Annotated in this window: 24 protein-coding genes; 13 read left to right on the top strand and 11 right to left on the bottom strand. The window is 42.1% G+C overall.

Annotation, left to right across the window (positions count from 1 at the left end; genetic code table 11):
• Positions 1 to 130: 130 nt before the first annotated feature.
• Entirely contained in the window at positions 131 to 1,441 is a 1,311-nt protein-coding gene (locus ACFFGT_RS05445; RefSeq protein ID WP_377021497.1) for an ammonium transporter, read from the bottom strand.
• Between the two features lie 806 nt (positions 1,442 to 2,247).
• Between ACFFGT_RS05445 and ACFFGT_RS05440 the strand changes: the two genes are divergently transcribed.
• Positions 2,248 to 3,084 carry an energy transducer TonB gene (locus ACFFGT_RS05440; protein ID WP_377021496.1) on the top strand — a complete coding sequence of 279 codons (837 nt, stop codon included), beginning with the start codon at positions 2,248 to 2,250 and terminating at the stop codon, positions 3,082 to 3,084.
• Positions 3,085 to 3,269: 185 nt separating this feature from the next.
• On the opposite strand, the gene ACFFGT_RS05435 is transcribed toward ACFFGT_RS05440, so the two are convergent.
• Positions 3,270 to 3,725 (bottom strand): GNAT family N-acetyltransferase, encoded by a 456-nt coding sequence (locus tag ACFFGT_RS05435; RefSeq protein WP_377021495.1) that lies wholly within the window; start codon positions 3,723 to 3,725, stop codon positions 3,270 to 3,272.
• Positions 3,726 to 3,961: 236 nt separating this feature from the next.
• Between ACFFGT_RS05435 and ACFFGT_RS05430 the strand changes: the two genes are divergently transcribed.
• Complete coding sequence (locus tag ACFFGT_RS05430; RefSeq protein ID WP_377021494.1) at positions 3,962 to 4,531, top strand: DUF5683 domain-containing protein; 570 nt, start codon at positions 3,962 to 3,964, stop codon at positions 4,529 to 4,531.
• 4 nt (positions 4,532 to 4,535) lie between these two features.
• On the opposite strand, the gene ACFFGT_RS05425 is transcribed toward ACFFGT_RS05430, so the two are convergent.
• Positions 4,536 to 5,579: a hypothetical protein gene (locus ACFFGT_RS05425; RefSeq protein WP_377021493.1), complete on the bottom strand. Its 1,044-nt coding sequence runs from the start codon at positions 5,577 to 5,579 to the stop codon at positions 4,536 to 4,538.
• Positions 5,580 to 5,860: 281 nt separating this feature from the next.
• On the opposite strand from ACFFGT_RS05425, the gene ACFFGT_RS05420 reads away from it, so the two are divergent.
• Positions 5,861 to 6,232, top strand: coding sequence for a hypothetical protein (locus ACFFGT_RS05420; protein ID WP_377021492.1), 372 nt, complete (start codon positions 5,861 to 5,863; stop codon positions 6,230 to 6,232).
• A 10-nt stretch (positions 6,233 to 6,242) separates the two neighbouring features.
• Here the strand turns inward: ACFFGT_RS05420 and ACFFGT_RS05415 are convergent, their stop codons facing one another.
• From ACFFGT_RS05415 to ACFFGT_RS05405, 3 genes are all read right to left on the bottom strand, one after another.
• A complete protein-coding gene (locus ACFFGT_RS05415) occupies positions 6,243 to 6,461 on the bottom strand; it encodes a hypothetical protein (protein ID WP_377021491.1) in 219 nt (72 codons plus the stop codon).
• Positions 6,452 to 6,721, bottom strand: a complete 270-nt coding sequence (locus tag ACFFGT_RS05410) for a Cif family virulence factor (protein ID WP_377021490.1) — start codon at positions 6,719 to 6,721, stop codon at positions 6,452 to 6,454. The genes ACFFGT_RS05415 and ACFFGT_RS05410 overlap by 10 nt, the downstream gene beginning before the upstream one ends.
• A gap of 127 nt (positions 6,722 to 6,848) precedes the next feature.
• Complete coding sequence (locus ACFFGT_RS05405) at positions 6,849 to 8,417, bottom strand: M81 family metallopeptidase (protein ID WP_377021489.1); 1,569 nt, start codon at positions 8,415 to 8,417, stop codon at positions 6,849 to 6,851.
• Between the two features lie 155 nt (positions 8,418 to 8,572).
• Here ACFFGT_RS05405 and ACFFGT_RS05400 point away from each other — a divergent pair, with 155 nt between their 5' ends.
• Positions 8,573 to 9,715, top strand: coding sequence for a redoxin domain-containing protein (locus ACFFGT_RS05400; RefSeq protein WP_377021488.1), 1,143 nt, complete (start codon positions 8,573 to 8,575; stop codon positions 9,713 to 9,715).
• Between the two features lie 390 nt (positions 9,716 to 10,105).
• Positions 10,106 to 11,170 carry a cobalamin-independent methionine synthase II family protein gene (locus ACFFGT_RS05395; protein WP_377021487.1) on the top strand — a complete coding sequence of 355 codons (1,065 nt, stop codon included), beginning with the start codon at positions 10,106 to 10,108 and terminating at the stop codon, positions 11,168 to 11,170.
• Positions 11,171 to 11,188: 18 nt separating this feature from the next.
• Here the strand turns inward: ACFFGT_RS05395 and ACFFGT_RS05390 are convergent, their stop codons facing one another.
• The 3 genes from ACFFGT_RS05390 to bla form a co-directional block, all read right to left on the bottom strand.
• A complete protein-coding gene (locus tag ACFFGT_RS05390) occupies positions 11,189 to 11,830 on the bottom strand; it encodes a hypothetical protein (protein ID WP_377021486.1) in 642 nt (213 codons plus the stop codon).
• A gap of 12 nt (positions 11,831 to 11,842) precedes the next feature.
• Positions 11,843 to 12,016, bottom strand: coding sequence for a hypothetical protein (locus ACFFGT_RS05385; protein ID WP_377021485.1), 174 nt, complete (start codon positions 12,014 to 12,016; stop codon positions 11,843 to 11,845).
• Between the two features lie 125 nt (positions 12,017 to 12,141).
• Complete coding sequence (gene bla / locus ACFFGT_RS05380) at positions 12,142 to 13,008, bottom strand: subclass B3 metallo-beta-lactamase (protein ID WP_377021484.1); 867 nt, start codon at positions 13,006 to 13,008, stop codon at positions 12,142 to 12,144.
• Positions 13,009 to 13,283: 275 nt separating this feature from the next.
• On the opposite strand from bla, the gene ACFFGT_RS05375 reads away from it, so the two are divergent.
• Together ACFFGT_RS05375 and ACFFGT_RS05370 are read left to right on the top strand one after the other, a co-directional pair.
• Positions 13,284 to 14,567 carry a serine hydrolase domain-containing protein gene (locus ACFFGT_RS05375; protein ID WP_377021483.1) on the top strand — a complete coding sequence of 428 codons (1,284 nt, stop codon included), beginning with the start codon at positions 13,284 to 13,286 and terminating at the stop codon, positions 14,565 to 14,567.
• A gap of 164 nt (positions 14,568 to 14,731) precedes the next feature.
• Entirely contained in the window at positions 14,732 to 15,214 is a 483-nt protein-coding gene (locus ACFFGT_RS05370; RefSeq protein ID WP_377021482.1) for an SgcJ/EcaC family oxidoreductase, read from the top strand.
• Between the two features lie 65 nt (positions 15,215 to 15,279).
• Here ACFFGT_RS05370 and ACFFGT_RS05365 read toward each other — a convergent pair whose 3' ends face one another.
• A complete protein-coding gene (locus ACFFGT_RS05365; RefSeq protein ID WP_377021481.1) occupies positions 15,280 to 15,807 on the bottom strand; it encodes a hypothetical protein in 528 nt (175 codons plus the stop codon).
• Between the two features lie 460 nt (positions 15,808 to 16,267).
• On the opposite strand from ACFFGT_RS05365, the gene ACFFGT_RS05360 reads away from it, so the two are divergent.
• The 6 genes from ACFFGT_RS05360 (at position 16,268) to ACFFGT_RS05335 (ending at position 24,732) form a co-directional block, all read left to right on the top strand.
• Entirely contained in the window at positions 16,268 to 19,348 is a 3,081-nt protein-coding gene (locus ACFFGT_RS05360) for a COR domain-containing protein (RefSeq protein ID WP_377021480.1), read from the top strand.
• Between the two features lie 725 nt (positions 19,349 to 20,073).
• Positions 20,074 to 22,296: a phosphoribosylformylglycinamidine synthase subunit PurL gene (gene purL / locus ACFFGT_RS05355; RefSeq protein WP_377021479.1), complete on the top strand. Its 2,223-nt coding sequence runs from the start codon at positions 20,074 to 20,076 to the stop codon at positions 22,294 to 22,296.
• A complete protein-coding gene (gene gloA2, locus ACFFGT_RS05350) occupies positions 22,296 to 22,685 on the top strand; it encodes an SMU1112c/YaeR family gloxylase I-like metalloprotein (protein WP_377021478.1) in 390 nt (129 codons plus the stop codon). Before purL ends, gloA2 begins: the two co-directional genes overlap by 1 nt.
• A 168-nt stretch (positions 22,686 to 22,853) precedes the next feature.
• Positions 22,854 to 23,159 carry a hypothetical protein gene (locus ACFFGT_RS05345; protein ID WP_377021477.1) on the top strand — a complete coding sequence of 102 codons (306 nt, stop codon included), beginning with the start codon at positions 22,854 to 22,856 and terminating at the stop codon, positions 23,157 to 23,159.
• A gap of 320 nt (positions 23,160 to 23,479) precedes the next feature.
• A complete protein-coding gene (locus ACFFGT_RS05340; protein WP_377021476.1) occupies positions 23,480 to 24,184 on the top strand; it encodes a tRNA1(Val) (adenine(37)-N6)-methyltransferase in 705 nt (234 codons plus the stop codon).
• 56 nt (positions 24,185 to 24,240) lie between these two features.
• Positions 24,241 to 24,732, top strand: a complete 492-nt coding sequence (locus tag ACFFGT_RS05335; RefSeq protein ID WP_377021475.1) for a metallophosphoesterase family protein — start codon at positions 24,241 to 24,243, stop codon at positions 24,730 to 24,732.
• A 190-nt stretch (positions 24,733 to 24,922) separates the two neighbouring features.
• On the opposite strand, the gene rnhA is transcribed toward ACFFGT_RS05335, so the two are convergent.
• A complete protein-coding gene (gene rnhA, locus ACFFGT_RS05330; protein ID WP_377021474.1) occupies positions 24,923 to 25,393 on the bottom strand; it encodes a ribonuclease HI in 471 nt (156 codons plus the stop codon).
• Between the last annotated feature and the right edge of the window lie 50 nt (positions 25,394 to 25,443).

Here is a 25,443-nt window from a genome sequence, read left to right as displayed (position 1 = left end):
GCAGTGAGCAGTTGTTGGGCTGGCTAAAAAGAAATAGTATAAGACGAATAAAAAACGCCGCATCTAAAAAATGCGGCGTTTAGTTTTTTTGTTGTTAATTGTTTGGTTTGATCAGTTTGGAACAGGGGTATTATAATTCTTCGTCGTGCTGACTGATGTCAAGGCCTGCAAGCTCTTCTTCTGGTGTTACACGCAGTGTGCTGATCATATCGGTGATCTTTAATAAGATAAATGAACCGAAGAAAGCAAATGCTGATACACCTACAAGTGTAATTACGTGAACAATGAAAAGATGCGTTTCGCCGTAAAATAAACCATTGCCGGTTGTATTGGCGGCGTTAACATTTTGGTGTGCGAATACACCTGTTAATAACATACCAACCATGCCGCCTACGCCATGGCAGGGGAATACGTCGAGGGTGTCGTCGATATTGGTTTTGCTTCTCCAGATCACAACCAGGTTGCTTACTACAGCGGCTACGATGCCGATAATTAATGAGTGAGGGATAGTTACAAAGCCGGCTGCGGGAGTAATGGCAACAAGGCCTACAACTGCGCCTATACATGCACCCAATACGCTTGGTTTTTTACCGCGAAGGATATCAAAAAACATCCATGCCATAGCTGCTGCAGCTGATGCTGTAGTTGTTGTTGCTAAAGCGGTAGCTGCCAATGTGCCCGAACCTAAAGCCGAACCCGCGTTAAAGCCAAACCAGCCGAACCACAGTAGGCCTGTGCCTAATAATACGTAACTGATACGGGCAGGATTGTGTGACGTTTCGTTACGGCCTTTTAAATAGATGGCCGATGCTAAAGCCGCCCAGCCTGCACTCATGTGCACTACTGTGCCGCCTGCAAAGTCAAGCACGCCTTTGCCAAACAGGAAACCTTTTGGGTGCCAGGTAGCGTGAGCTAACGGAGCATATATGAATACCATAAAAAGGCAAAGGAAAATCACGTATGAGTTAAAGCGGATCCTTTCGGCAAATGCGCCGGTGATAAGGGCCGGGGTGATCACCGCAAATTTTAACTGGAACATGGCAAATAATACCAGTGGGATGGTTGGGGCAAGCTCCCAGGTAGCATTACCTAATGTGCCTTTCATCATAAAGAAAGTGCCGGGGTTGCCGATAAAGCCGCCAAGCTCATCTTCGCCGAAGGCAAGACTAAAGCCAAATATTACCCATATAACGGTAATTACGCCCATGCAAACAAAGCTTTGCAGCATGGTTGAAAGTACGTTTTTTTTGCTCACCATACCGCCGTAAAAAAATGCCAGGCCAGGGGTCATGATTAGTACAAGGGCGGTACTTACTAATAGCCAGGCGGTATCACCCGTATCAATTTTGCTGTCTTTAACGGTTGTAAGGGTAACGGAAGGGTATATAAGGGCTAATACAATTATAATTAAGAGTATGCCAAAGGGTATGAATTTTTTCATGTTTTGGGTTTAAGGGAGGAAAAAATGAAGGTTTGAATAATACTGTCCGGTATCCAATCAAAAATACCGGACAGCATTAAAACTAAATTTTTTTAAAAAACAATAAATCCCGCATGCTTAATCAGGGCATGAGGGTTGGAGTTGTTTTTTAGCCTACCAAAAATCGTGAAACGGAAAAAGGATGAGTTTGCGGAATTGGGATAGTTTGCTTGTGCCCAGGCCGCAAATAAAATCAAGATACTTAAATTTAATTGTGTAGCTGCCGGGCGTTGTTACAAACGCCTGTAAAGAATGTGCGCCTCTGTGTTGCTGTACATTAATAACCGGAGCAGGTACATTATTAAGTACAAACTCTAAGTTTAATGGAGTATGATGCGGTATTGTGGCAGATACAGTGGTATTTTTTGTGGTTTTATGGTAGTAATGGTATAATCCACCCTTTGCGGATGCTGAAAATCCGTGAAAGAGTAAAAAAAATAAGGCGATAAGTTTATAAAGCCTGTTAACCATATCTAAAAGTAATAAAAAAATAAAATAATTGTACTTTTTTTTAAAATATTTTAAGTTTTTAATGATTTAGATATTAAAATTAGACTTAAACTGATGTTTTTATTATTGATTTTATTTAATTGATAATAAAAAACTCTGATTTTGACTTCTTTTTAAAGAATTATTATCAATTGGTGGTTTTTATGCCAAGATGAAAATCTGATGAAAAAACCGGCAAAATTATTTTGAATTATTTTTATCTTTTGCAAAATATAAAGTATGTATATTCGTTATTATTGAAATTTAATTCCGAAAATATGCTTATCACCAAATTTGATTTGTACAACGCCGAGTGGCTCGACCTTGTATTTGACCATCGTAACAAAAATTACGGTGCTTATGAATTACGGCAAAATTATGGGCGTACCATGGCAAAATCCATGGGCATAGCTTTTGCGGCAGTAGCTCTTTTATCAGCGGCAGCTATTATTTTTAAGCATACGCCGAAACATGAAAATTTAGTTGGAATTACTGAGGTTGATCTTACAAAAGTAATACCTCCTCCACCCAAAAAGGATGAAGTCGTGGAACCTCAGAAAAGCAAACCTGCTGAACCGGTTAAGGCTGCAGCACCAACTCCAACCATTAAGTATACCACACCGCACCTTGTGCAGGAAGATGTAACAACAGAGCCTCCAACAGTTGCCGAGCTTAATAAAAATGCAGTAGGGCCGGAAACCATTAAAGGTGATGGGCCGCCCGAGAATGCTATGGGAACTAAAGAACAGGGACCTGGCGGACCCGGTGTAACAGAAGATAATGGCGTTCACACAATTGGTGAAACACTTGAAGTTATGCCCGAACCAGTAGGTGGGGCAGCAGCCTGGGCCAAGTTTTTGCAGAAGAACCTGCGTTTTCCGGCAGTGGCACAGGAGCAGGGCGTATCAGGGAGGGTGTTTTTAAGCTTCATTATAGAAAAAGACGGCAGTTTATCAAATATCAAAGTTGACCGCGGTGCCGGTTATGGTTTTGATGAAGAAGCCCTGCGGGTACTTAAACTGGCCAAAGCCTGGAAGCCTGGTGTACAAAATGGCCAAAACGTACGTGTTAAATATAATATCCCAATAAACTTTCAGTTAGCGACAGAAGAATAGGTAATAATTTGGTAATGTGTTTTTTTAATGATGTGTGTTATAATAGTTGCTGACTGATTTAGCCCCGTGAAAGCGGGGCTTTTTTGTGTCCTGGCAATGCCGCTATTTCAAAATAATGAATAAACCTAAACCTGAAATTTACAGCAATGGCGTGTGCGTTCTGGCGCCCGTTTTAGCTAAATTGCTTACAACGTTTTCATAAAGCAAAAACTATATGGTAAATTAACATATGGCCCGTAGTTAGGTATCCGCCCATAGCCCGATTTTTGGTATAAGTTATGCGCTTCAACCTGTTTGCCGGCGCTTTCAAGTACCGCATGTTTAAAGCCTGATTCAAGCGCCCATGTTTCCAGTTCATTCAAAACTATTTTACTAATACCATTTCCCCTGGCACCCGGCCTGACGAACATCCTTTTAACTTCAACCGAATCCTGATCAAAAGCTTTGAAACACCCGCAGCCGGCAGGTATCTGATCTGTATAAGCAATAACCACGGTATCGTTTTTTTCAATTATGTTGTGCTGGTCATAAATGTTCATCATATCGCCATTGCGAAGGCGCAGATCGGCATCCAGTTCGGTAACAAGGAGCCTGAAATCAGGATTATCACTGTTTGTTCTTATTAGGGTGACTGTTTTCATTGAGGCAAAAGTACGGTAATTGCGCAATTAGCCGTGAATTTAGATTGAACCTGGGTAGTTCTTCATCATTATTTCTACAGTAGATATTAAAATATAATTTTCTTCGTTAATAAGCCTGCAACCTGGCAGGAGGTATATGATTTGCCTTTTAATGATCAAACATTAATCCTTCGCCCCCTTATCAAAATTGGTGACCTGTAATGTATAAAATCCTGTTTTTTTGTAGTGCTTTTACTTTGTACTTATCCACAGCTATTGCTCAAACCGGTACAATAAAGGAGCGGATTTATCACCCTGATAGCGCACATTCGGCGCCTAAAGCAGTAATCCGTTCATTGATGTTGCCCGGCTGGGGGCAGGTGTATAATCATCATGCCTGGAGGGTTCCGTTCATATACGGCGGACTTACTTTTTTGACGATTAACGCCATTCACAATCAACAATACTATCATGAATACCTTACGCTTTCGCGTTATCGTAATTCAAACCCTCCCAAAAAAGGTGATCCTTATTATGAAGAATATGTTAGGTATAGTAGAAGGGAAAACTATGTTAGTGACGGTGTTTTAACGTCTGCACGTGAAAACGCAAGGCGTAACCGGGATATATGTATCCTGAGTGTTTTGGGCGTATGGGGGATACAGGCCATAGATGCTTATATTGATGCGAAAATGATCCATTCGTACTCGATGGATAATAATCTGTCGCTAAAAATAACACCCGGGATATTGAATCAGCCTCAATACTTTCAAAATATAGCTACCTATAGCTTTGTTCCCTGTGTTAAAATTATTTCCACGTTTTAGATTCTTACTTTTTGTTATCCATCATCCCCCGTAACACCTCATTGTATAATGATTGCGTTGATACAATTGCCGAATATTTTCCATTTTCGGTTATCGCAATAAAGGGTTCTTCGGCAGCGAACAGTGCATTTGTTTGCTGCTCATCGTTCCAGCTTTTATCAATTTGCTTTTTTATCAGTACCGGGCTAAATATTTCATCAAGGTGTACAATATTGATTTGTTTGGCGCCGCCATTGTTTTCAATGGTTTCGCCAAGCTCATTTTGTAAAAACTGCTCAGGTAATAATTCATTAGGCAACCCTGTAGTGTTTGAAAATGCCATCCAGGCATGGTTGCGGGCAAGGTCGCCTTGCATCCAGACTTGGGGCGGTGGAATAGCATAATAATTTGCAGGCGGCACTGGTTCTAAGGGGCCTAATAGCGCCCACTGTGCAGCTGCCGCGCGGGCAGCATAAAAGCTTTTTAAATATCGCGGATCTTCTTTTAATAGCTGCCCTAACAAGTCACCGGGCCGGGCCCATCCTAAATAAGTTTGCTGCTTTGTTTCAATGGTTGCTACAAAAACAATTTTATCTGGTTTTTTAAGCCGATCGGCGCCGGATAGTAAAACCAGCAGCCGGGTCTCCCACCAGGCATGGCCATCTTCCAGGTCAATCACCGCCACGCCCGAAGAAGTGGCTTCGCGCAGTGTTTCGAGGATATTGGAAGTACCGCTGTCGGCAACCTGTTGTCCGCGCACCCCGATATTGGCGGGCACAGTAAAACCCGAATTTGACAGTTGCTGAATTTTTGAAAAGTCAATCTTCAGATCGCCATAGCCTATGCTGCCCCCGCGCTCAATAACTACATTAAGAATTGCCAGCACGATGGGCAGTAAACTAAGTATAAAAATACCGATCAAAACAGTGTTATTAGATGAGTCGGCGGGCCAGCCGGTAAAGGTATGAAGCGCACTGGTTATGAGTAATAGCGCCAATAAAACAACAACGGCGGTAATGATGCTCACCTTTGGCGTAAACGGCCAAAAACTATGATCACGTGTTTTCATTTATTTCAGCTTTAAAAGCAATACTAATTATGGTAGAGGCACAACTATATCTGTGCGGTGTATTGACTGTTTTACTGCGTATTATTTAGTATAAAGGTTTTAAAATCAGAATAATTAAAATTCGATATAAAATATTGAAAAACAAAGTGTTAATGTGGTGTTGTATGTGCGGATTTACCTGAGGGTGAGTTGCTGACCGGGGATAGGATCTGTACAACTTTACTTGGTTGTGCAGATGTATTAATGATGAAAATCATTTATCTTTAAGCAGGGCTGTTTTTATGAAGATTTTAATTTTAACGGGGTTTATATTGCTTTGTAATTGTGCTTGCGCACAGGAATACGGAGCCGCAACAAATGCAACAGAACGAAAGGTATTGAGGCTTATCAATGCTTTACCCGAAGTGCAGCGAGAAAATAAATTTAGGAAAGCACATAAAAATCCGCATCTGTTAAAAGCATTAATTCAGAGTACGCCGACTAAAGAAAAGAATTATTACGAGGTATCAATAAGCGAAGATCTTGGCTTTCAATTGCGAACTTACGAATGGTATGAAGTTGATGCTAAAACCTTCGCTATAAGATATTGGGATATAGCAAGTGATAAAACCATGTCATTAAGGGAAAAACGCAGGCTTCAGAGATCTCAGTAAACAAATCCTTTTACTTCGTCTCCTCAGGAGCAGCCTGGGCCATCTCCCGTATTGACACCCAACCATAAGGGCTGTCTTTGTATTTTACAAAAACAGTCATTGCCCTTCCGCGGCCAATTGATGACTTCCCGCCATTAACAGGAGTTACCCTGAAAGCGAATATGCAGGTTTCGATAACCGTGTTGCCATTAAACGCTGTACTCTCAACCTGGTTCTGAATTAATTCCATTTGGTAGTGCGGAACATGGCCGTCAATTGGTCGGCCAGTTGAGCGCGACCGGTAACCACATTGCTGCCTCCAAAATATTTAACAATATCAGGATGGTGCAATGCTACTATCGCTTTAACATCGCCACCGGCAAAAGCAGCGGCAATGGCGGCTTTAGTTTTTTCAAGGGCAGCTTTATCGGCAGTGAGGTTATTACTCTGGCGCGAACAGCAACTGCAGCATATTAGAAAAATGAAGATAAGACAGGGTAACGTTTTCATACAGGTTATTGGTTTTTGATAACAAAATAGTGAACATTACCTGTTTGAATTTTAGAAATTGATGATTGCAACCAGCTAATTGATAAGATGCCAAATTGTGAGGACAACAGGTGTTAAGTGCCATTTATTACTGATCAGATAATGGCACAAGCTTAGCCTTCAAATCCGGATCTTTCATGTTTTTATCCAGCGGGAACATTGGCCGCTGAATGCGGTGATAGGGGAGGCGCTCAATATTTTGATCGACCCCGCCGGGTGTGATAGCCAGGAGCCAGTCGGCGCGCATGGCGTAAAGTTCGGGTTCGAGGTAACCTATTTTTAATACTACGATATCCGCAGTACGCGGATTAAGACCGAGGCGTGTAAAGTCGATTTCTTTATGATATGGCTTGCGTTTTTGGGTGATGATCACATGTACACTGCCAACTTTTATTACCGCTTCTATCTCGGCATTCTTATCGCCTGATACGATAGATTCGACAGTTCCTGAAAGCTTTACGGGTGGCGCAAAGCGGTTATCAACGGCCGCACCTGCATAGCCTTCCACATGCTTGCCCACACCTGCGGTAATGGCGCTTTTGATCAGTTCGGGTGCGGGGATGGATGCGTAGAGGAGCGAAGGCCCATTATCCGCTTTAAATTCTGGTCGGGCAAGGATCTGTGTCAATGTCCAGGTGGCATCACCGGCACCGCCTGCAGTAGGGTTATCGCCCGAATCACTGATGTAAAAAGGGTGTTTGGGGCTGGCAATGGCTTTATCCAGGCATTCGGTTAAGGTGCCGGTTGGGGCAACAAACTCAAATTGGTTACGAACATCCCAAAAGCTTTGGGCCAGTTGTTCGGCAGTGCGGGTTACTTTTTGTTTATCATCGCCGGTAACCATCACTACGGCATGATTGCGTGGTTCGTCGGCCCAGGCATAGCCTATCCATATGGCGGCATCGGTTATGCCGCTTTGCACAGCCGCCGGGGCAACTTGTTTATACAGGCTTTTGCCCGGCTCAATGCGGGTGCTTGTTTTTTCGCCCGGTAGTAAAATAGGTACGGAGATGTAAGCTTTATAAGCAGGCTTGCCTTTACCGCTTTCAATCCTGCCGAGCAGGTTTTCCACAGCACGTTGTTTGGTTTGCATGGCATCCTCGTGCGGGGCCATACGGTAGCAGGTGATCAGGTCGGTGTTTTGGGCCAGCCGCCATGAAACATTGCCGTGCAGGTCCATAGAAGTTGAGATCATGGTTTTACTGCCAACCACTTTTCTTATGCGTACAATAAAATCACCCTCCGGGTCGTCAAGACCAACAACGCTCATGGCGCCATGAATATCAAAGTAAAGGCCGTCATACGGGAGGTGCTTTTTGAGCGAATCGAGCGTTTTGTTTACCAGCGATTCATAAGCGGCCCGTGTAACCGCCCCGCCGGGCAGTGATTTGCCAACTACAGCAGGAAACCAAACAGCTTTTTTACGAACAGGCGAATCTGCAGCCATAAAGGGATAGGCGCTAAAAACATCTGCGCCATATTTGGCATGAAAAGCTGCTTCATCAGTAAGCGCCGGTGAAAATGTGCTCGATTCAATGGCAAGGCCGGCTATGGCTATACGGGGGAGGGCTTTGTTATTTTGAGGTGTTTGCGCATGGCTTAAACACGATAATAAGCAAATGAAGATGGTTGAAGAAAATAAAAGTGCTGATTTCATTTGTAATATTTTGTAAGCGATCCTGTATCAGCTAAAAATAAGGAATATTTTTTGTTTGCCTGTGGTTAGCGGCCGCTCATCAATACAATATTCAATTGGTTACATAAATATTATTTTGCTATAATTACTGTACAATTATATCTACCTGCAATACAATGAAAAAACTTTTTTTACTTACGCTTTGCCTGATACCGGCATTGGCAATGGCCCAGGACACCTTTACTGTAAACGGAAATGTAAAAGGTTTAAAAAACGGCGATAAGATCTATCTTTTTTACCAGCTCGATGATCAGCAAAAGTTGGATTCGGCTATTGTACAAAACGGTGATTTTCGTTTTGCCGGCAGTGTTCCGCATGCCGTACAGGCCACTATTTGTCTTAATAAAAATCCTTTGATAAGCAGGGCGGCCCCCGGTGAAAAACTTGATTTTTTTCATTTTTATATAGAAGCGGGTAAGATAAACCTTAAGGCCGCCGATTCGCTTGAACATATCACGGTTAGCGGTTCGCAGATAAATGACGAAGCTGGTCAATTCAAAACGTTAAGACAGCCAATCGAAGATAAATTTACCGCGCTGAATAAAGAGTATGATGCAACCCCCGATTCATTAAAAACTACAAAATTTATTGATGACTTAAAGAGCCGGGAAAAACAATATATACATGAATTAACGGTGGCCGGTTTGGAGTTTGCTAAAACCCACCCAAAATCGTATATCAGTTTACTTACCTTACAACAGGCCTCTACCGATACAATAGTTAGCGCAGATGCCGCCAGTGCCTATAGCAATATGAGCCCGCAACTAAAAAATACGCCGGTAGGTAAAAGTATCCCTATGTTATTGGCTTCATTTTCAAGAACGAAAATTGGCAGCCAGGCCATTGGTTTTGAACAAGCAACCCCCGAAGGCAAAACTGTAAGGCTTTCCGATTTTAAAGGTAAGTATGTACTGGTAGATTTTTGGGCAAGCTGGTGCGGGCCCTGTCGCGCGGAAAATCCTAATGTCCTTGCCGCTTATAATAAATATAAAGAAAAGGGTTTCACTATAGTTGGGGTATCGCTTGATAATCCCGGTAAAAAAGATGCCTGGATGAAAGCCATTGCCGATGATAAGCTGCCCTGGATACAGGTATCCGATCTTAAAGGCTGGAACAATACAGCAGCACTGCAGTATGGTGTACGGAGCATTCCCGCCAATTTCCTGATTGACCCCAGCGGCAAGATCATAGCCAAAGGTTTGAGGGCCGAAGGTTTGAATAATAAATTAGCCGAGTTGTTTGATGGGGGAGGGAAGTAAAGGGACAACCATTGAATAAAATAAGCACCCGTATCGACGGTCTCTGGTCGAAGTTTAGCGATAGCGTAACTTCGTCCTAACATAAGGCAAGCATTCTGCTTGCGTGGTTGGAATATTACTTACTCTGCCACAGGTACGGAATACATTTGGTACGAAAGAGAGAATGCTTGGTATGCAGTTAAGCTGAAAGCTTAACCCATTTTAGGACGAAGTTACGCTATCGCTAAACTTCGACCAGCAGGAAGTTAATTATGCGGCTTACTTTGCCGGTAGGGACGATGTTTCGCTAACGCTAAGTTTTGACCCTGCAAGCTTATATTTTTATTTGCCCTTAATATTTTACCATAGGTTTAAGTTGTTAACTTTATGAATCAATCTTAACCTATATTTATGAAAATACTTACCGAACCCATCGGGAGCATTCCGCGCCCGGTTTACTTACAACAAGCCATGACCGCCTTTGCCGGCGGGCAAATTACTGCCGACGAATTAGATAACCTGTTTGACCAGGCAACCCGCGAAACCATCAAAGAACTTGAAGCCACCGGCTCGCCTGTAATTAGTGATGGGGAGCAGTCAAAGCCAAGCTTTGTTACTTACCCTATGCAGGGTTTTAAAAATTTTGCAGCCGATGGTGTGGTGATCCCCTTCGCCGATGGGCATACCCGCCAGTTGCCAAAGCTAACTGCAGGGCCTTTTCATTATACCACCTTTGCAAACTCATACCTTAACCGGGCCAAAAAATATGCTAATCTGCCGGTAAAACAGGCGGTTATTTCCTGCTCGGCCATGAGTTTGCTGTATCCGCAGGAGGGTATCGATGGTTACTCGCGCGATCAGTTCCTGGCCGATTTGGTGAACGATGCGGCATATGATATCCGGTCGTGCCTTGAGAGCGGCGCATACAACGTACAGATTGATTTTACCGAGGCCCGTCTCGCCATTAAGTTAGATCCCAGCAAACAACTGCTGTCGGCATTTATTGATCTCAACAACCAGGTGCTCGACCGCTTTACAGCCGAAGAACAAAAGAAAATAGGCGTACATACCTGCCCCGGCGGCGATCATGACTCCACCCACAGCGCCGACATCCCATATACCGAACTGCTCCCGCTGTTATTTAAACTCCACGCCGGTAATTTTTACCTGGAATATGCTGCCGAAAAGGACAAGAAAACAGTACTTAACGCTATAAAAGAAAACCTTGGCGCAGGCCAGCGCGTGTTTCTGGGTGTTACCGATGTTATCAACCCCAAAATAGAAACCGCCGAAGAGGTAAGCGACCTGATCCTCGAAGCCGCACAGATCATTCCGGTACAGCAACTGGGCACTACTGATGATTGCGGTTTTTCGCCCTTTGGAGATGATACTTCAACCGCGAGGGAGATTGCTTTTGCAAAGATCCGGGCAAGGGTTGAGGGGACTAAGCTGGCAGAGAAGGCGTTGGGGAGGTAGGGAAGTCTTATTTAGATTTTAACCAATTGCCGGAAAGGGGATTTCCTCTCGCGGAATAAAAAATCCTTTGATGGAATTCATGTTTCTGATACATACCTGTATATGACTTTTACGAGAAATGCCGGCTCCGCTAAAGGCGGGGCCGCCTTCTGAAAATGCTCCCCTGGTCGAGTCAAATATTATTGTATCGCTAAATCCATTGGTTGCCAACTCTTCTTTGTAGGTATTGAGAATTGTTTTATGCATATGTTCTATCGTTGCGCAATCCAATTTTCTAATAAGCTTATCTTCGTACAGATCGTCTGGCGAGTCAATGTTTTTAGGAAGTGGCTTTCCGGCCTTTGTATATTCACTTTCCATTAATAAATAATAATGATTAATCAGGTTTGTGAATTTTGAATCGAGAAAATCACAGCATTGCCCTAATTGCAAAACTGCTCCAAGTACAGCAGGGGTTTTGATCTTTCCTTCAGCGGCTCGTTCTGTTGCCCATTCCATGGCGCGGGTATAATTATTTTCCCAGAAGTACATGCCATGGCCAAGCCAATCGTAAGGCTTTTTACTAATTTCGATATTGTCAGGATTGTTTACCAATTTATTACGAATATCCAAATCACAGCCATGAAAGCCAATGATAATATTCGGGCGGAAATCGTACATGAAATAACGGGATTAGCTGTTAATCAGCTCTTCAAGTTCGGCGTAAGCTTTAGTAAATTCGCCTTTCTTGGTTAGGATACCAGAATCGTTGAGGGATAAGATAGCGTCCTTTTTGGTCATATCTTTGACCTCTTCCAGCTTTGCTTTCGCAAGTTCGAGTAGTTTTGCTATGTCTTTATCGCTCATCTTGAAAAAGGTTATATTCAAATATACGAGTATTATTTCGAAGCATCAATTATTCCATTGGGTTTAATATTCATTGATGCATGCTAAACTTTGGCCAGTTGAGTGATCTGCCTGATTCTCCAAGATTATTCCGCAGCAATTTTCTTATCATATTCAGTTTGTAGTTCATCTATCTGATCATAGTAGTTCTTTTTGTCGGCGAAAACTGCGGGATCATAAGGGCTGCCCGGCTTGTGTTTATTGATCAGGTCAAATTGGGCGCCATGAGATGCTAACCAGATATCAAATGTTAAATTCTTCATTGCTTTTAATGTATAAGCGTAGTCTTCAGCAATGCCAGGATAGGAAGGAATGTTCGAAAACTTCTTATCAGTAACAATGGTAGGCATATTGGCGATCAAAACCCTGTAGTTGCGTGTGTTGTCTTTTATATCAAACAAATAGCTGCAGGAACCTTTTGTATGGCCCGGGTGGTGAAGAACCGTTAGTTTCATGTTCCCCAACTTAATACTATCGCCATTGTGTAAAATACGGTCTACTTTTATAGGTGTAAATGTGCGCACATCTCCTTTAAGATCATAGTCGGAAAGGCCTCCGTCGGCTACCACTGCCGCGTCGCCCTCATCAACCATCATTTTAGCTTTTGTTATCTTCTTTATTGCCGCCATCGCGCCCAGGTGATCAAAGTGGGCCTGGGTTGTTAAAAGAATTTTTGTGTCCGAAACCCTGAAACCCAAAGTTCTGATATTTGCTATAATTTGAGGTTCGGAAGACCTAAGCCCGGTATTGATCAGGATATTGCCCCCGGAAGTTGTGATGAGATAACAAGCAAGATCGGCGGTGCCTACATAATAAAGATTGCCGGCAATTTGAAAAGGTGGAAATGGCCGTGTCCATTCCGGATGCTTTTCTGCAGATGGTTCCAACACCTTTTGCGCATGAACAATTAAAACGCTGCAGAGAAAAAATAGCAGTAAAAGCGGTCGTTTCATTTTATTGATCTTTCAAAGGGCAAAGAAATCATTTTATTTTCTCAGGTTTTATGTTAAAATAACATTTATTTCCGTTGACGCATCCGTGCTGTGTGTGCATTATATGTCGGCAAAAATGCAACAAACTCGAAAGTATTTGCAACATACACGTAAGTGTTTTTTTAACGGGTAACGTTTTTTTGTAAGGTAATTGCACTGGTGTCACAACCTGGAACGATCATGTTTGGTGCAATTAAATTGTTATCAATTCTAAACCTGATATCTATTAATTACCTATGAAAAAAACTTATCAACCTGGAATTTTCCGCATTAAATTGAATGTGTTAAAAATTAGCCAACTAATCGCTATTGTCGGCCTGTTACTTTTTGCTGCCTGCAAAAAGGACTCGCCATCTGTAACCAAAACAACCACTGGTACGGACACAACCGGTACGGGAACGGGTACAGGCACCGGCACAGGAACGGGAACCGGGACAGGAACTGTGATCGATACCCTCACTCCAAGTAAAGTTGCCGTTGCCGCTTTAGATGATGAGGTGAATACCTTTATGACCACTTATAATGTACCGGCAGTATCCGTAGCCATTACCAAAGGCGAAAAGCTGGTTTACCTTAAGGCTTACGGCATCAGCGATAAATCAAAAGGCACAAAAGCCGTGATCAGCGACCGATACCGTTTGGCCAGCTGTTCAAAGCAGTTCACTTCAGTTGCAATTATGAAACTGCTTGATCAGGGTAAAATAAAGCTAAGTGATAAAGTATTTGGCGATGGCGCTATTTTGGGCAAAACTTATGGCACTAAAACTTACGGCCCTAATATTACCAATATTACGGTTGACCAACTGCTGCACCATACATCGGGCGGCTGGGGCAACTCGGTAAACGACCCTATGTTCAGCAACCCAACCATGACAACTGCACAACTCATCACCTGGACTTTAGATAACCGCCCGCTTGATCATGTACCGGGCAGCAATTACGACTACTCCAATTTTGGCTACTGCCTGTTAGGGCGGGTAATAGAAAAAATTACCGGCCAAACTTACGAAGCAGCCGTGAAAACCCTGGTACTTACCCCAATCGGCATTACCGATATGACCATTGGCGGTAACACCCTGGCCGATAAGCAGACAAAAGAAGTTACGTACTATGGCCAGTCGGGCGAAAACCCTTATGCTTATAACATTACGCGGATGGATTCACACGGAGGATGGGTAGCCACCGCTGCCGATCTGGCCAGGTTCCTGGTTTATATTGATAAATTTCCGGTACGGCCTGATATACTTACATCTGCCACTTTAACTACCATGTACACCGGCTCAACAGCCAATGCAGCCTATGGATGCGGCTGGGCCATTTCAGGCAACAACTATTTTCACGAGGGAAGCCTGCCCGGTACAGCCACAGAACAAGCCCGCTTGGATAATGGGTTAAATTTTGTGATCCTCACCAACACACGCAGTTTCAAAGCCAATTTTGATTATAATCTGGATCAGCTTTTTTGGAGGGCTTTTGCAAAAAATCCAACCTGGGCTACGGAGGATTTGTTTCTTAAATAATTAAAGGGAAGATGGGGGCATTCTCTGTCTTCATCCCCAACGTCATTGCGAGGCACGAAGCAATCCCCGACCTTACAAGGCGAATCTGCATAGCTACTCTGTACAGTTCGCGATCGCTTCGTACTTGCAATGACGTTTTTAAACAGCTTCAAAGGAGTTTTTATATGAAAATCAATAGGTACAAAATTATAATGCTTAGCCTGTGCTGGCTGTTTGGCTTTAAGGCCTATAGCCAGCAAATAGATACTGCAAAAGAAAACGGGGCAATAAAGCAACTCATCAAAAATTATGAAGATGCCTGGAACCGGCATGATCCTAAAGGCCTGGCCGATAATTATACCCTTGATGCCACCTGGGTAAACTGGTTTGGCGCATACTACAAGGGGAGGGACGATATCCAGTTTCATTACCGGCAAGTGCATACTACCTATTTTAAATCCACGCATTATTATACCCGTGCGGTTGAAGATATTAGTTATCCGTACCCAAATCTTGCTATTTCACATGTACGAACAGGCTTAGATGGTGATGAACGGTATCCCGGCGAAACGTTTGAGTTTCGGAGGATGATTGTACTGGTGAAACGTGATGGGGTTTGGAAGATCCTTGCCGGACAAAATGCTAAATTGGAGAAGGGGGTAAAATAGGGTTTAATCTTGCACGCTGGCCACAAGGCGCAGTCTTGTGGCTGTGAGTGAATAGGCATATGGTATCAGACAGCGCTTAGTTTACCGTGCAACTTATTTTGCTTCAGTTTTGAAAAGAAATCGGTAATGGTACCAATAACCGCGCACGGCGAGTTTACCGGGCAGTTGCTAACTACCGGAACATAAAAAACCTTTTTGCCGGCAGATCGGCCGTCGGGGCTTATCTCTATAACATACGTTTCCTCACTAATACCGCCACAATTACACTCCCGTTTGTTAACGTTTTCAAAATTTTTTGCTGTCAAATTACCCATGAATTTGGTCATAACAGCATCAGCTATGTATCTACCTTTTTCGGCCGATAAGGGTTTGCCTATTTGAACATGCGGTACTTTCTTGAAATAATAACATTTAGCCGCCAAAAATGCTATCGCTTTAACTTTATGGTCTTTTTTGTGGTGCGGATTATACCGGTAGATCACCACTTGCTTTGAGTTTATGTTTGATTGAGTTTGGCCATCGGTTTGAGCAAAAGAACTCCCTGTGCTTATGATAAGCAACGCTGTCGATACGATCTTTATAAATATTGACATCGGTTTAACTTGTATTTGCCGGTGGGTGCCATCGCGTTTGCCTTATACTAATAAGCCTTCATCTCACCAGAATATTTGCTATACGCCTGTGCCCGACATCGGAAAGGGGGAGGCAGTCGTAGGGCATGTTCAATTTGCTAATTGGTTTGAATAAAATTAGGGATTTGTTGGGGGAATGGCAATTTTAGTTGTTGCTTTAAGGTCACGAGTAAGCTACGCATTTTCCAGCGCTGCATACTCGCGCCGGTTGGGTGTGGACTCAATTCTATATGCGGATTGCTGTTTACAAGCCTAAGCGTAGGCCGAAAGCGAGGATGCTTAAGGTATTAGGGGTCAGTAAACGGACATTTGCAAATATTATTTGATAAACATTAAATTTATATATTTAGCTAATCTTTATCCTTTCTAAGTTAAAGGAAATTAAATCCAATTAAAATAAACCAAACTTTTGATACAAATCATGAATGATATTGAGGTCATCAGAAAAATATCTACTGAATTAAATATCCAATTAGAGGAAATCGATACTTATTCTTGGGATAATGCCGGATATGTAGTTAATAGCGAAGGACGAATTGAAGTTCTTAATTTGCATTCTTTGAGAGTTAAAAAATTACCTAAGTTAATTAAAGAGCTTTCCGAGTTGAAAATTCTACACATCGTAGGGAATCAAATTGCAACTATTCGAATAATTAAAGATCTAACCAAATTAGAAATCTTGGTAATTCAAGCCAATAAAATAAAGAACATTTCAATCGTAAAAAATCTCACCTCATTAAGAGAGCTCTTTTTAAGCCATAACCAGATTAGTGACTTAACCCCGCTAACTGATCTTAAGCACCTTGAAACACTTGCAATTGAGTCTACAAATGCTATCGATTGCTCGCCGGTGAGTTCCATAATTAATCTGAAAGAATTAATTTTAGGAGAAAGAGAACTCGAAAATCCAGCATTTTTATCCAATTGTAAAAAATTGAAAAATTTATCAATTTATTCAATGGCAATAAGCGAAAAAGAACTACCTGCCGATTTATATAATTACATCCAAGATTTCAATTTAAATTGTTTAACCATAAGTGGATTTCAACCATTAATGGTTGAAAAAATTGCCAAATTAAGCCAGCTTGAATATTTGCAAATTAATTTTTCTGATTTAAAAGATCTTAAGGTCATTTCAAAATTAACTCAGCTTAAAACGTTAGATCTCTCTTATAATGATAATCTTGTAGATATTGAAGATCTCTCAAAACTAACTCAATTAAATGAACTGGGCCTTGCTAACACAATGATTAAAGATGTCAACCCGATTAATGACTTACGTTTTTTGAAATCACTAAATCTACGTGGAACTCCAATTATTGATCTGGAACCATTGTTGAAATTGGGTATGGAATTCATTTATGATGAAAATGGTGAACAACTTTCTCCAAATTCAAACGAAATATTAATTAGCAGATGTCAAAATATTACCAACCCACCAATAGAGATAGCCAAACAAGGAAATGACGCAATTCAGCGATATTTTAAGAGAGTTAGTGAGGAAGGGCTTGATTACATTTTTGAAGCTAAATTAATACTGGTGGGAGAAGGTAGCGCTGGAAAAACATCTCTGCAAAGAAGAATAATAAATCCCGAAGCTGTATTGCCTGAGGGCGAAAATCGCACTCGGGGAATAGAGGTTGTTGACTTTGAATTCGGAATCGACAATCAAAGTAAAACCGTTCACATCTGGGATTTTGGAGGGCAAGATGTTTATTATCCCGTACATCGTTTTTTTATTACCGAAAACTCTGTATTTGTTCTTTTAGCTACTACAAGGCAACCTTTTCATAACTTCGATTATTGGATACCTACAATATTTCAATTTGGAGGTAAAAGTCCGATTATAATCGGGCAGACCTGCCACCAAGGAAATACTGCTCCATGGAATGAATTAGATGCTTATCTAAGCAATCCCAATTTTAACATCATAAAAACCTCAGACACTCCCTATTATAGGATAGATTTAGTCAACAACAATTCAGGGCTAAACATAGTAAAAGAGGTTATCTTAAATCAAATAGAAAACCTTCACCATTTTGGGAAAGGGGTGCCAAAATCATGGTTAAGGATCAGAGCTTTATTGATAAGTGAGTCAAAATCAAAGGCATGCATACCATTCCAAATTTTTATTGAATTATGCAGAAAATTTAACAACTTCGAAAATATTGAAGATATTGAAGATTGCTGCCGTTTTTTTAACGACATAGGGGTTATTTTATGGTACTCACAAATTGAGGAATTAAAGGATTGGGTCATACTCGAACCAGAGTGGGCGATGAATGCCGTTTACAAAATAATTGATGATGCAGAAATCCAAGGACGTAATGGCCTCATTTATCCCTCAGATTTTACACGGCTATGGGATAATAGGTTATATGAAGGGAAATATTCTATTTTGAAAAAACTACTGATCAATTTCAAGATAGCCTTTCCAACAAAACGTAGCGAAGGTAACTATATAATACCTGCCAGACTAAATTCAATACCTAATGAAGCGAAATGGAATTTGGAAAAAAATCATTTACGGCTTGAGTACAAATTTGAATTTATGCCACGTGGTATTGTAAACCAGTTAAGCGCTGAATTAAGCAGGTATATTGACAAACATGAGGTTTGGAATAACGCTGTCAATTTTGTTTATGATAGCAATGATACTAAAAGCCAGATAATAGAAGACTCTTACAACAGAACGCTATTCATCGTCTCTAAAGGTGTTGATGCGAGAGGAATGAATATATTAATTATGAACTCAATGCGAAATATTATAGATAGCTATAAAGGTGTTAAAGGTGAGGTCTATGTAAAATGCCCATGTAACATTTGCCAAGCCCTTGAAAATCCAACTACCTTTTTATATTCAAAGCTGGTAGAATGGGTATTGAAAAGACCGGATGGAAGTGTAACCTGTAACGAAAGCGGAGAATCATTAAAAATGCAGGAACTACTTTACAACTCGGGCCTTACTATAGCTACAAAAAATGAAAACTCACAATTGCGAACGAAAGTCGTGACCATTTTCCTTGCATCGTCAAAAGAATTGAAAGAAGACAGAGAACAATTCGAAATTTTCATAAACAGAGAAAATAAAGAATTATATAAACAAAATATCTTTCTAAAACTTGAGCTATGGGAAGATTTTATTGATCAAATGTCAATAACAAGGCTTCAAGATGAGTACAATCTTGCTGCAATAAACTCGGATATTTTTGTAAGCCTATTCTGGAGAAAAGTTGGAAAGTACACTGCAGAAGAATTCAACAAAGTATGGCATAACTTTAAACTTCTACGAAAGCCTGCTATATATACCTTCTTCAAAAACACCCCAATTCGTCCAGATGAGATAAGAGAGGAGGATATAAATTCAATATTTAAGTTTTCAAAAGAATTAAAAGAGTTGGGACATTATCCAACAAATTATGAAAATATCGAGGATTTAAAATTTCAATTTAAATCTCAATTGCAAAAAATATTGCAAGTTATGACTCAGGCAAAGAGTTAAATCTAAAAAGCAGATAGGATATAGATTGGGTCAATTTCTCAAAAAGAGAAAACTTTTATTCCCTTCGCTGGCGCACGCGTGTCGCTCATAAACTAAGTCTATTGTTATCAATTAGGCGTATCTTTGTATGCTAAGTTTACGATTATTAATCTAACGATAACCGGCTGTCATTAATTTATGGCATGTATACTCTTCAAGCGGAACACACGCCACACTTGTGCGTCAGCAAAAAGAGAAATTAAATTCTTAATTTAATGAATTTAAGCCATAATAATGGTGTCACCATTTTGCCAGTACCCCTTAAGCCTGAAGCGCTAATTTTGAAAAAACTCAAAAAAACATAAAAAAACGAGCAAAATAAATCGCGGATAAAAAATCTACGTTTTAATACCTGTTTTTACTCCTGAAGGTTTTAAATACTGATTATTAGTTATTTAACTATGTTTCAAGGATAAAGTCAATCGCTTGATTATCAAAATGTTTCATGAAAAAGGTGTTCCGCGTTTTTACATTCAAAATTTGGAACACGCTCATTTTAAAAAAAAAGATCCCGGAGATTTTTTTATTTTTTTTCGGGAATCAAAAAATTGGGACAGCTGCTTTGTTACAAAATGCCTTAACTTATGCAACCGTCTACCTGTACCTTTCGCCTTTCAGCTTTTACCTTTCACCTTTACCGCTTTTTTCATACTTTTGCGCATCCTTTCAAATAAAACAATATTACATTGGAGCACCAGGAATTAACCACCGTTGAAACCGCTAAAGATCTGGGCCTTTTACCCGAAGAATTTGCACGTATAAATGAAATATTAGGGCGTGTGCCCAACTTTACCGAGCTTTCTATTTTCTCGGTTATGTGGAGCGAACATTGCTCATACAAAAACTCAATCACCTGGCTTAAAACTTTACCTAAGGATAGTCCGCGGATGCTGGCTAAGGCAGGTGAAGAAAATGCCGGTCTTGTTGACCTTGGCGACGGCATTGGCTGCGCTTTCAAAATCGAATCACATAATCACCCTTCGGCACTTGAACCATATCAGGGTGCTGCCACAGGCGTGGGCGGTATCAACCGTGATATATTTACCATGGGCGCAAGGCCTATCGCGCAGCTTAACTCCCTGCGTTTTGGCGACTTAACACTCGACAAAACCAAATGGCTGGTTAAAGGAGTAGTTAAAGGGATTAGCCACTACGGCAATGCCTTCGGTATCCCAACTGTGGGTGGCGAGCTGTTTTTTGACGATTGCTACAATGTTAACCCGCTGGTTAATGCTATGTCGGCCGGGATTGTGAAGGCCGGCGAAACTGTTTCAGCTACATCTTATGGTGTTGGCAACCCGGTTTATATCGTTGGTTCGGCTACCGGTAAAGACGGCATCCACGGTGCGGCTTTCGCATCAAAAGACATCACTGCCGATTCGGTTAACGATCTTCCTGCCGTTCAGGTAGGTGATCCATTCCAGGAGAAATTATTATTAGAGGCCACCCTTGAGGTGATCAAAACCGGTGCCGTTGTTGGTATGCAGGATATGGGCGCTGCCGGTATCATCTGTTCCAATTCAGAAATGAGCGCCAAAGGCGAACATGGTATGCGGATTGATCTGGATAAAGTGCCAACCCGCCAGGATAACATGAAACCTTACGAAATTCTGCTGTCTGAATCACAGGAGCGGATGCTGATCGTGGTTCACAAAGGCCGCGAAAAAGAGGTGGAAGATATTTTTGACAAATGGGATTTGAATTGCGCCATTATTGGTGAAGTTACCGATACCCAGCGGTTAGAATACTTTATGCACGGCGAAAAAGTTGCCGATGTACCTGCCGACGACCTTGTATTGGGTGGCGGTGCCCCGGTTTACCAGCGCGAATACCGCGAACCTGCTTACTTTGCCGAAAATCAGAAATTTAATATCGATGACGTTGCCGAGCCTGCAAACCTTATTGAGGTTGCCGAGCATTTGGTAGGCCATCCTAATATTGCTTCAAAACGTTGGGTAACCGACCAGTACGATAGCATGGTAGGCGTACAAACTATGACAGCTAACCGTATGTGCGATGCTGCCGTTGTTGCCGTTAAAGATACCGACAAAGCGATAGTGTTAACTACCGACTGTAACTCGCGCTATGTATATGCCGATCCTTATAAAGGTACTGCCATTGCCGTGGCCGAGGCTGCACGTAACATTACCTGCGCCGGTGGCGAGCCTGTGGCTATTACCAACTGCTTAAACTTTGGTAACCCTTACATTCCTGAAGTTTACTGGCAGTTTGTGAGTGCTATTAAAGGTATGGGTGATGCCTGCCGCAAGTTTGAAACCCCTGTTACCGGTGGTAACGTAAGTTTCTACAACCAGTCGGCCGATGGTGGTTCGGTATTCCCTACGCCAACTATTGGTATGTTAGGTGTGATGGACGACGTTGAAAACATCATGACTGCCGATTTTAAACAGCCGGGTGATTTTATTTACCTGATTGGCGAATCGGTTAATGATATTGCGTCATCACAATACCTGGCTTCATGGCATAAAATTACTAAAGCACCGGCTCCTTATTTTGATATCGATAAGGAATATGCTATGCACCAAACCATTAAGGAACTGATTAAACACAAAGTTGTTGAATCGGCCCATGACGTTGCAGATGGTGGTTTATACATTGCCTTGTTAGAGTCATCAATGCCTAATGGTCTTGGTTTTGAAATTGCTACTGAAGATAACATCCGTAAAGATGCTTTCCTGTTTGGCGAAGCACAAGGCAGGGTAGTGGTAAGTGTTGCCCCTGAAGAGCAGGAGCGTTTTGTTGAGGTAATGGCTACCAGCGAGGTTGAGTTTACCCTGTTGGGTAATGTAACCAATGGCGCTTTAACTGTAGATGAAGAAGCTTTTGGCCACGTTACCGACCTGAAAATGGTTCATGACAATATCCTTCACGGTATTTTAGGCGAATAATGTTAAAACTTAACCGGGTACACCATATAGCTATTATTTGTTCGGATTATGAAAAATCCAAACGGTTTTATGTTGAGGTACTTGGTTTAAAAATAGTCCGCGTGGTTTACCGCGAACAACGACAATCATACAAGCTTGATCTGGAAGTGGGCGACCTCTACCAGATCGAGCTTTTTTCATTTCCCGATCCACCTGCACGTCCGTCCCGACCTGAAGCGGCAGGTCTGCGTCATTTAGCTTTTGAGGTTAATGATCTGGATGAGGCTGTAGCTCATATCGCTTCGTTTGGGGTAGATATAGAACCCACCCGGGTAGACGAGTTTACAGGCAAACGTTTTACTTTTTTTGCCGATCCGGATGGTTTGCCGCTGGAGTTGTATGAAAAGTAAGCCCCTCTAAATCTCCCCTATAGGGGAGACTTTTTAGCATTGAAAAATAAAACTAAGAGGTCATGCCGAATTTATTTCTGTACCCCACACTTCGTTTTTTAAGTAACCTTTGTTGGTATTAACATTATCGGCCCGCTCAATCGCCGCGGGTTGGCTTTGTTCTTTTTCTTGATAAAAAGAACAAAAAATCAAGTCAGCAGGGAGGCTTCTTTGCGCTCACCCGCCCCCTGTGCCCATTGCTCAAGGCCTTTGCCCTGCAAACCGGGCAGAACCACGGGCTGCAATTATTTTGCCCTGCTGCGCTCGCACTTTCCCAATGCTTCTGCAAAAACTTGCTATGCCCCTGCAGCCGCACAGGCCACCATTGTTCTGCCCGCTTTCGCCCGAAGCTTTCCTGCTGACGGGGAAGAAAAGATGCAAGAAATCAAGAAGGAAGAGGCAAGAAAGGCAGAATCGGGATACCAGGAATTATAAGATAAGAAAGGATGACCCTTGAGTACAGAAATACAATTACCAATCCCAAACAAAAGCGGGCAAAGGCCTGACAGAAAAGCGGGCCAGGGAGTATGGCCTGCGGGGGGAAGCTTTTTTCTGTCTTGGGTTTTTGGTTACTTTTGGGCCAAGCCAAACGGCGAAGCCCTCTTGAGCACCTTAAAAAAACAAACAACAGCGAAAAACGTAACAGCCCTTCCCGCGGCGAATGAGCGGGCCGATGTTGGTTATTTAGCAGTAATATAGTTTATTCCCAACCGGTAGAAAGGTTTCAAATAGAAATTAAAAGATAAATTCGCCCCATGTTCCGTTTCAAACAATTCAGCGTTGACCAAACCGGCTGTGCCATGAAAATCAATACCGATGGGGTATTGCTTGGCGCTATGGCCGGCGAAGGTGAGCCTTTAAGCATACTGGATATTGGCACCGGAACAGGAGTAATAGCGCTGATGCTTGCCCAGCGCTTTGCCAATGCTTTTATAGACGCTGTTGAAATTGATGAACAGGCTGCCACCACAGCAAAAACTAATTTCAAAAACTCGCCGTTTAAAAACAGGCTTACGCTTTATGCCAATGGCTTTGAGCCGTTTTTTGATGAGCATCCGGATAAAAGGTATGACCTCATTGTTTCCAATCCTCCGTTTTATATCAACTCCCTGCAATCGCCGGGGGCAAAGATTAATTTAGCCAAACATGCTGTTGATGGTTTTTTTGAGAGATTGATATCAACCGTTGCCGCACACCTTACAGAACAAGGGATCGGTTGGTTAATATTACCCGTAGACACATCGGAGTTAGTTAAAAACCTGGTTAAGCAGCATGAGCTTTACCTGAAAAAGATAATTACCATACACTCTTTTAAAGATGATGCAGCGCACAGGGAATTGCTTGCTTTTGGGAGGACCAAAACACAGTTGGCTATAGATAAATTTGTTATTTACGATGAGCCAAAAGTATACACGGACATGTACCGTGAAGTGTTAAAGGATTTTCTGACGATATTTTAACCCTGTCTTGATCCCTGAATCTTTAGTTCCTGACGCTTAAATTCTATCTTTACCCCATGACCCGCATAGGCCTTATTTCTGATACCCACAGCTACCTTGACGACGCCGTTTTTAAACATTTTGAAAATTGCGACGAGGTCTGGCATGCCGGCGATTTCGGCACCATTGAACTGGCCGACAGGCTTGCTGCTTTTAAGCCCTTAAAGGGTGTTTATGGTAATATTGATGATAAGGATGTACGTATAGTTTACCCGGAACATTTACGCTTTAAATGCGAGGATGTTGATGTTTGGATGACCCACATCGGTGGTTATCCCGGCAGGTACAGTCAAAATATCAAAGCCGAAATTTACAGCAATCCGCCTAAATTATTTATTACCGGGCATTCGCACATATTAAAAGTGATGTTCGATAAAAAGATCAACTGCCTGCATATGAACCCCGGTGCTGCCGGTAAGCAGGGCTGGCATAAGGTACGTACCTTGTTAAGGTTTAGTATCGATGGTGATAAGATTCAGGATCTGCAGGTGATTGAGCTGGCGGGTTGAGGTGAATTATAAAATTTGTCATTTCGATGGAGCATAGAGGGGTGAGCGTTGGGGCGAAAGAGAAATCTTATGCGCTATGCAAATCGGTTTATGGCAAGGTGTAGAAGATTTCTCCTCACCTCTAACGCCCCCGTCCTTGCTGGTTCGTTCGAAATGACAAAACGATTTTATTTGATACTTTTAAGAGTTTTTACACCATCCCCGCCTTTGCGTTCTCTGCCTCAAAAACAGAATCAATAAGCAGCGGAGGGCGTTTGCCGGCAGCTACAGCCAACTGGTCGCAGCGCTCATTTTCGGGGTGACCATTATGTCCTCGAACCCAGGTGAATTTAACTTTGTGCAACTTGCTTACTGCTAAATAACGCATCCACAGGTCTTTATTTTTTTTACCCACGAAACCCTTTGTCACCCAGCCATTAACCCAGCGTTTTTCGATGGCATCAATAACATATTTTGAATCGGAAAAGATCATTACATCCTGGTTAGGGGCTTTAAGGGCTTCCAGTCCTTTTATAACCGCCATTAGTTCCATGCGGTTATTGGTAGTTTTGCGAAATCCTTCGGATAGCTCTTTATAATGCTGTCCTGAACGTAATATCACCCCATAACCACCCGGTCCCGGATTACCACTTGATGCCCCGTCTGTAAAAATTTCGATCATTTAAATTAGTTCATGGTTGATGGTTCATAGATCATAGCCAGGAACCGGTT

The sequence above is a fragment of the Mucilaginibacter angelicae genome (assembly GCF_042434235.1).
GTDB lineage: Bacteria > Bacteroidota > Bacteroidia > Sphingobacteriales > Sphingobacteriaceae > Mucilaginibacter > Mucilaginibacter angelicae.
Note: the sequence above shows the minus strand (reverse complement) of the source record. Positions and strands in the feature narration are given on the sequence as shown.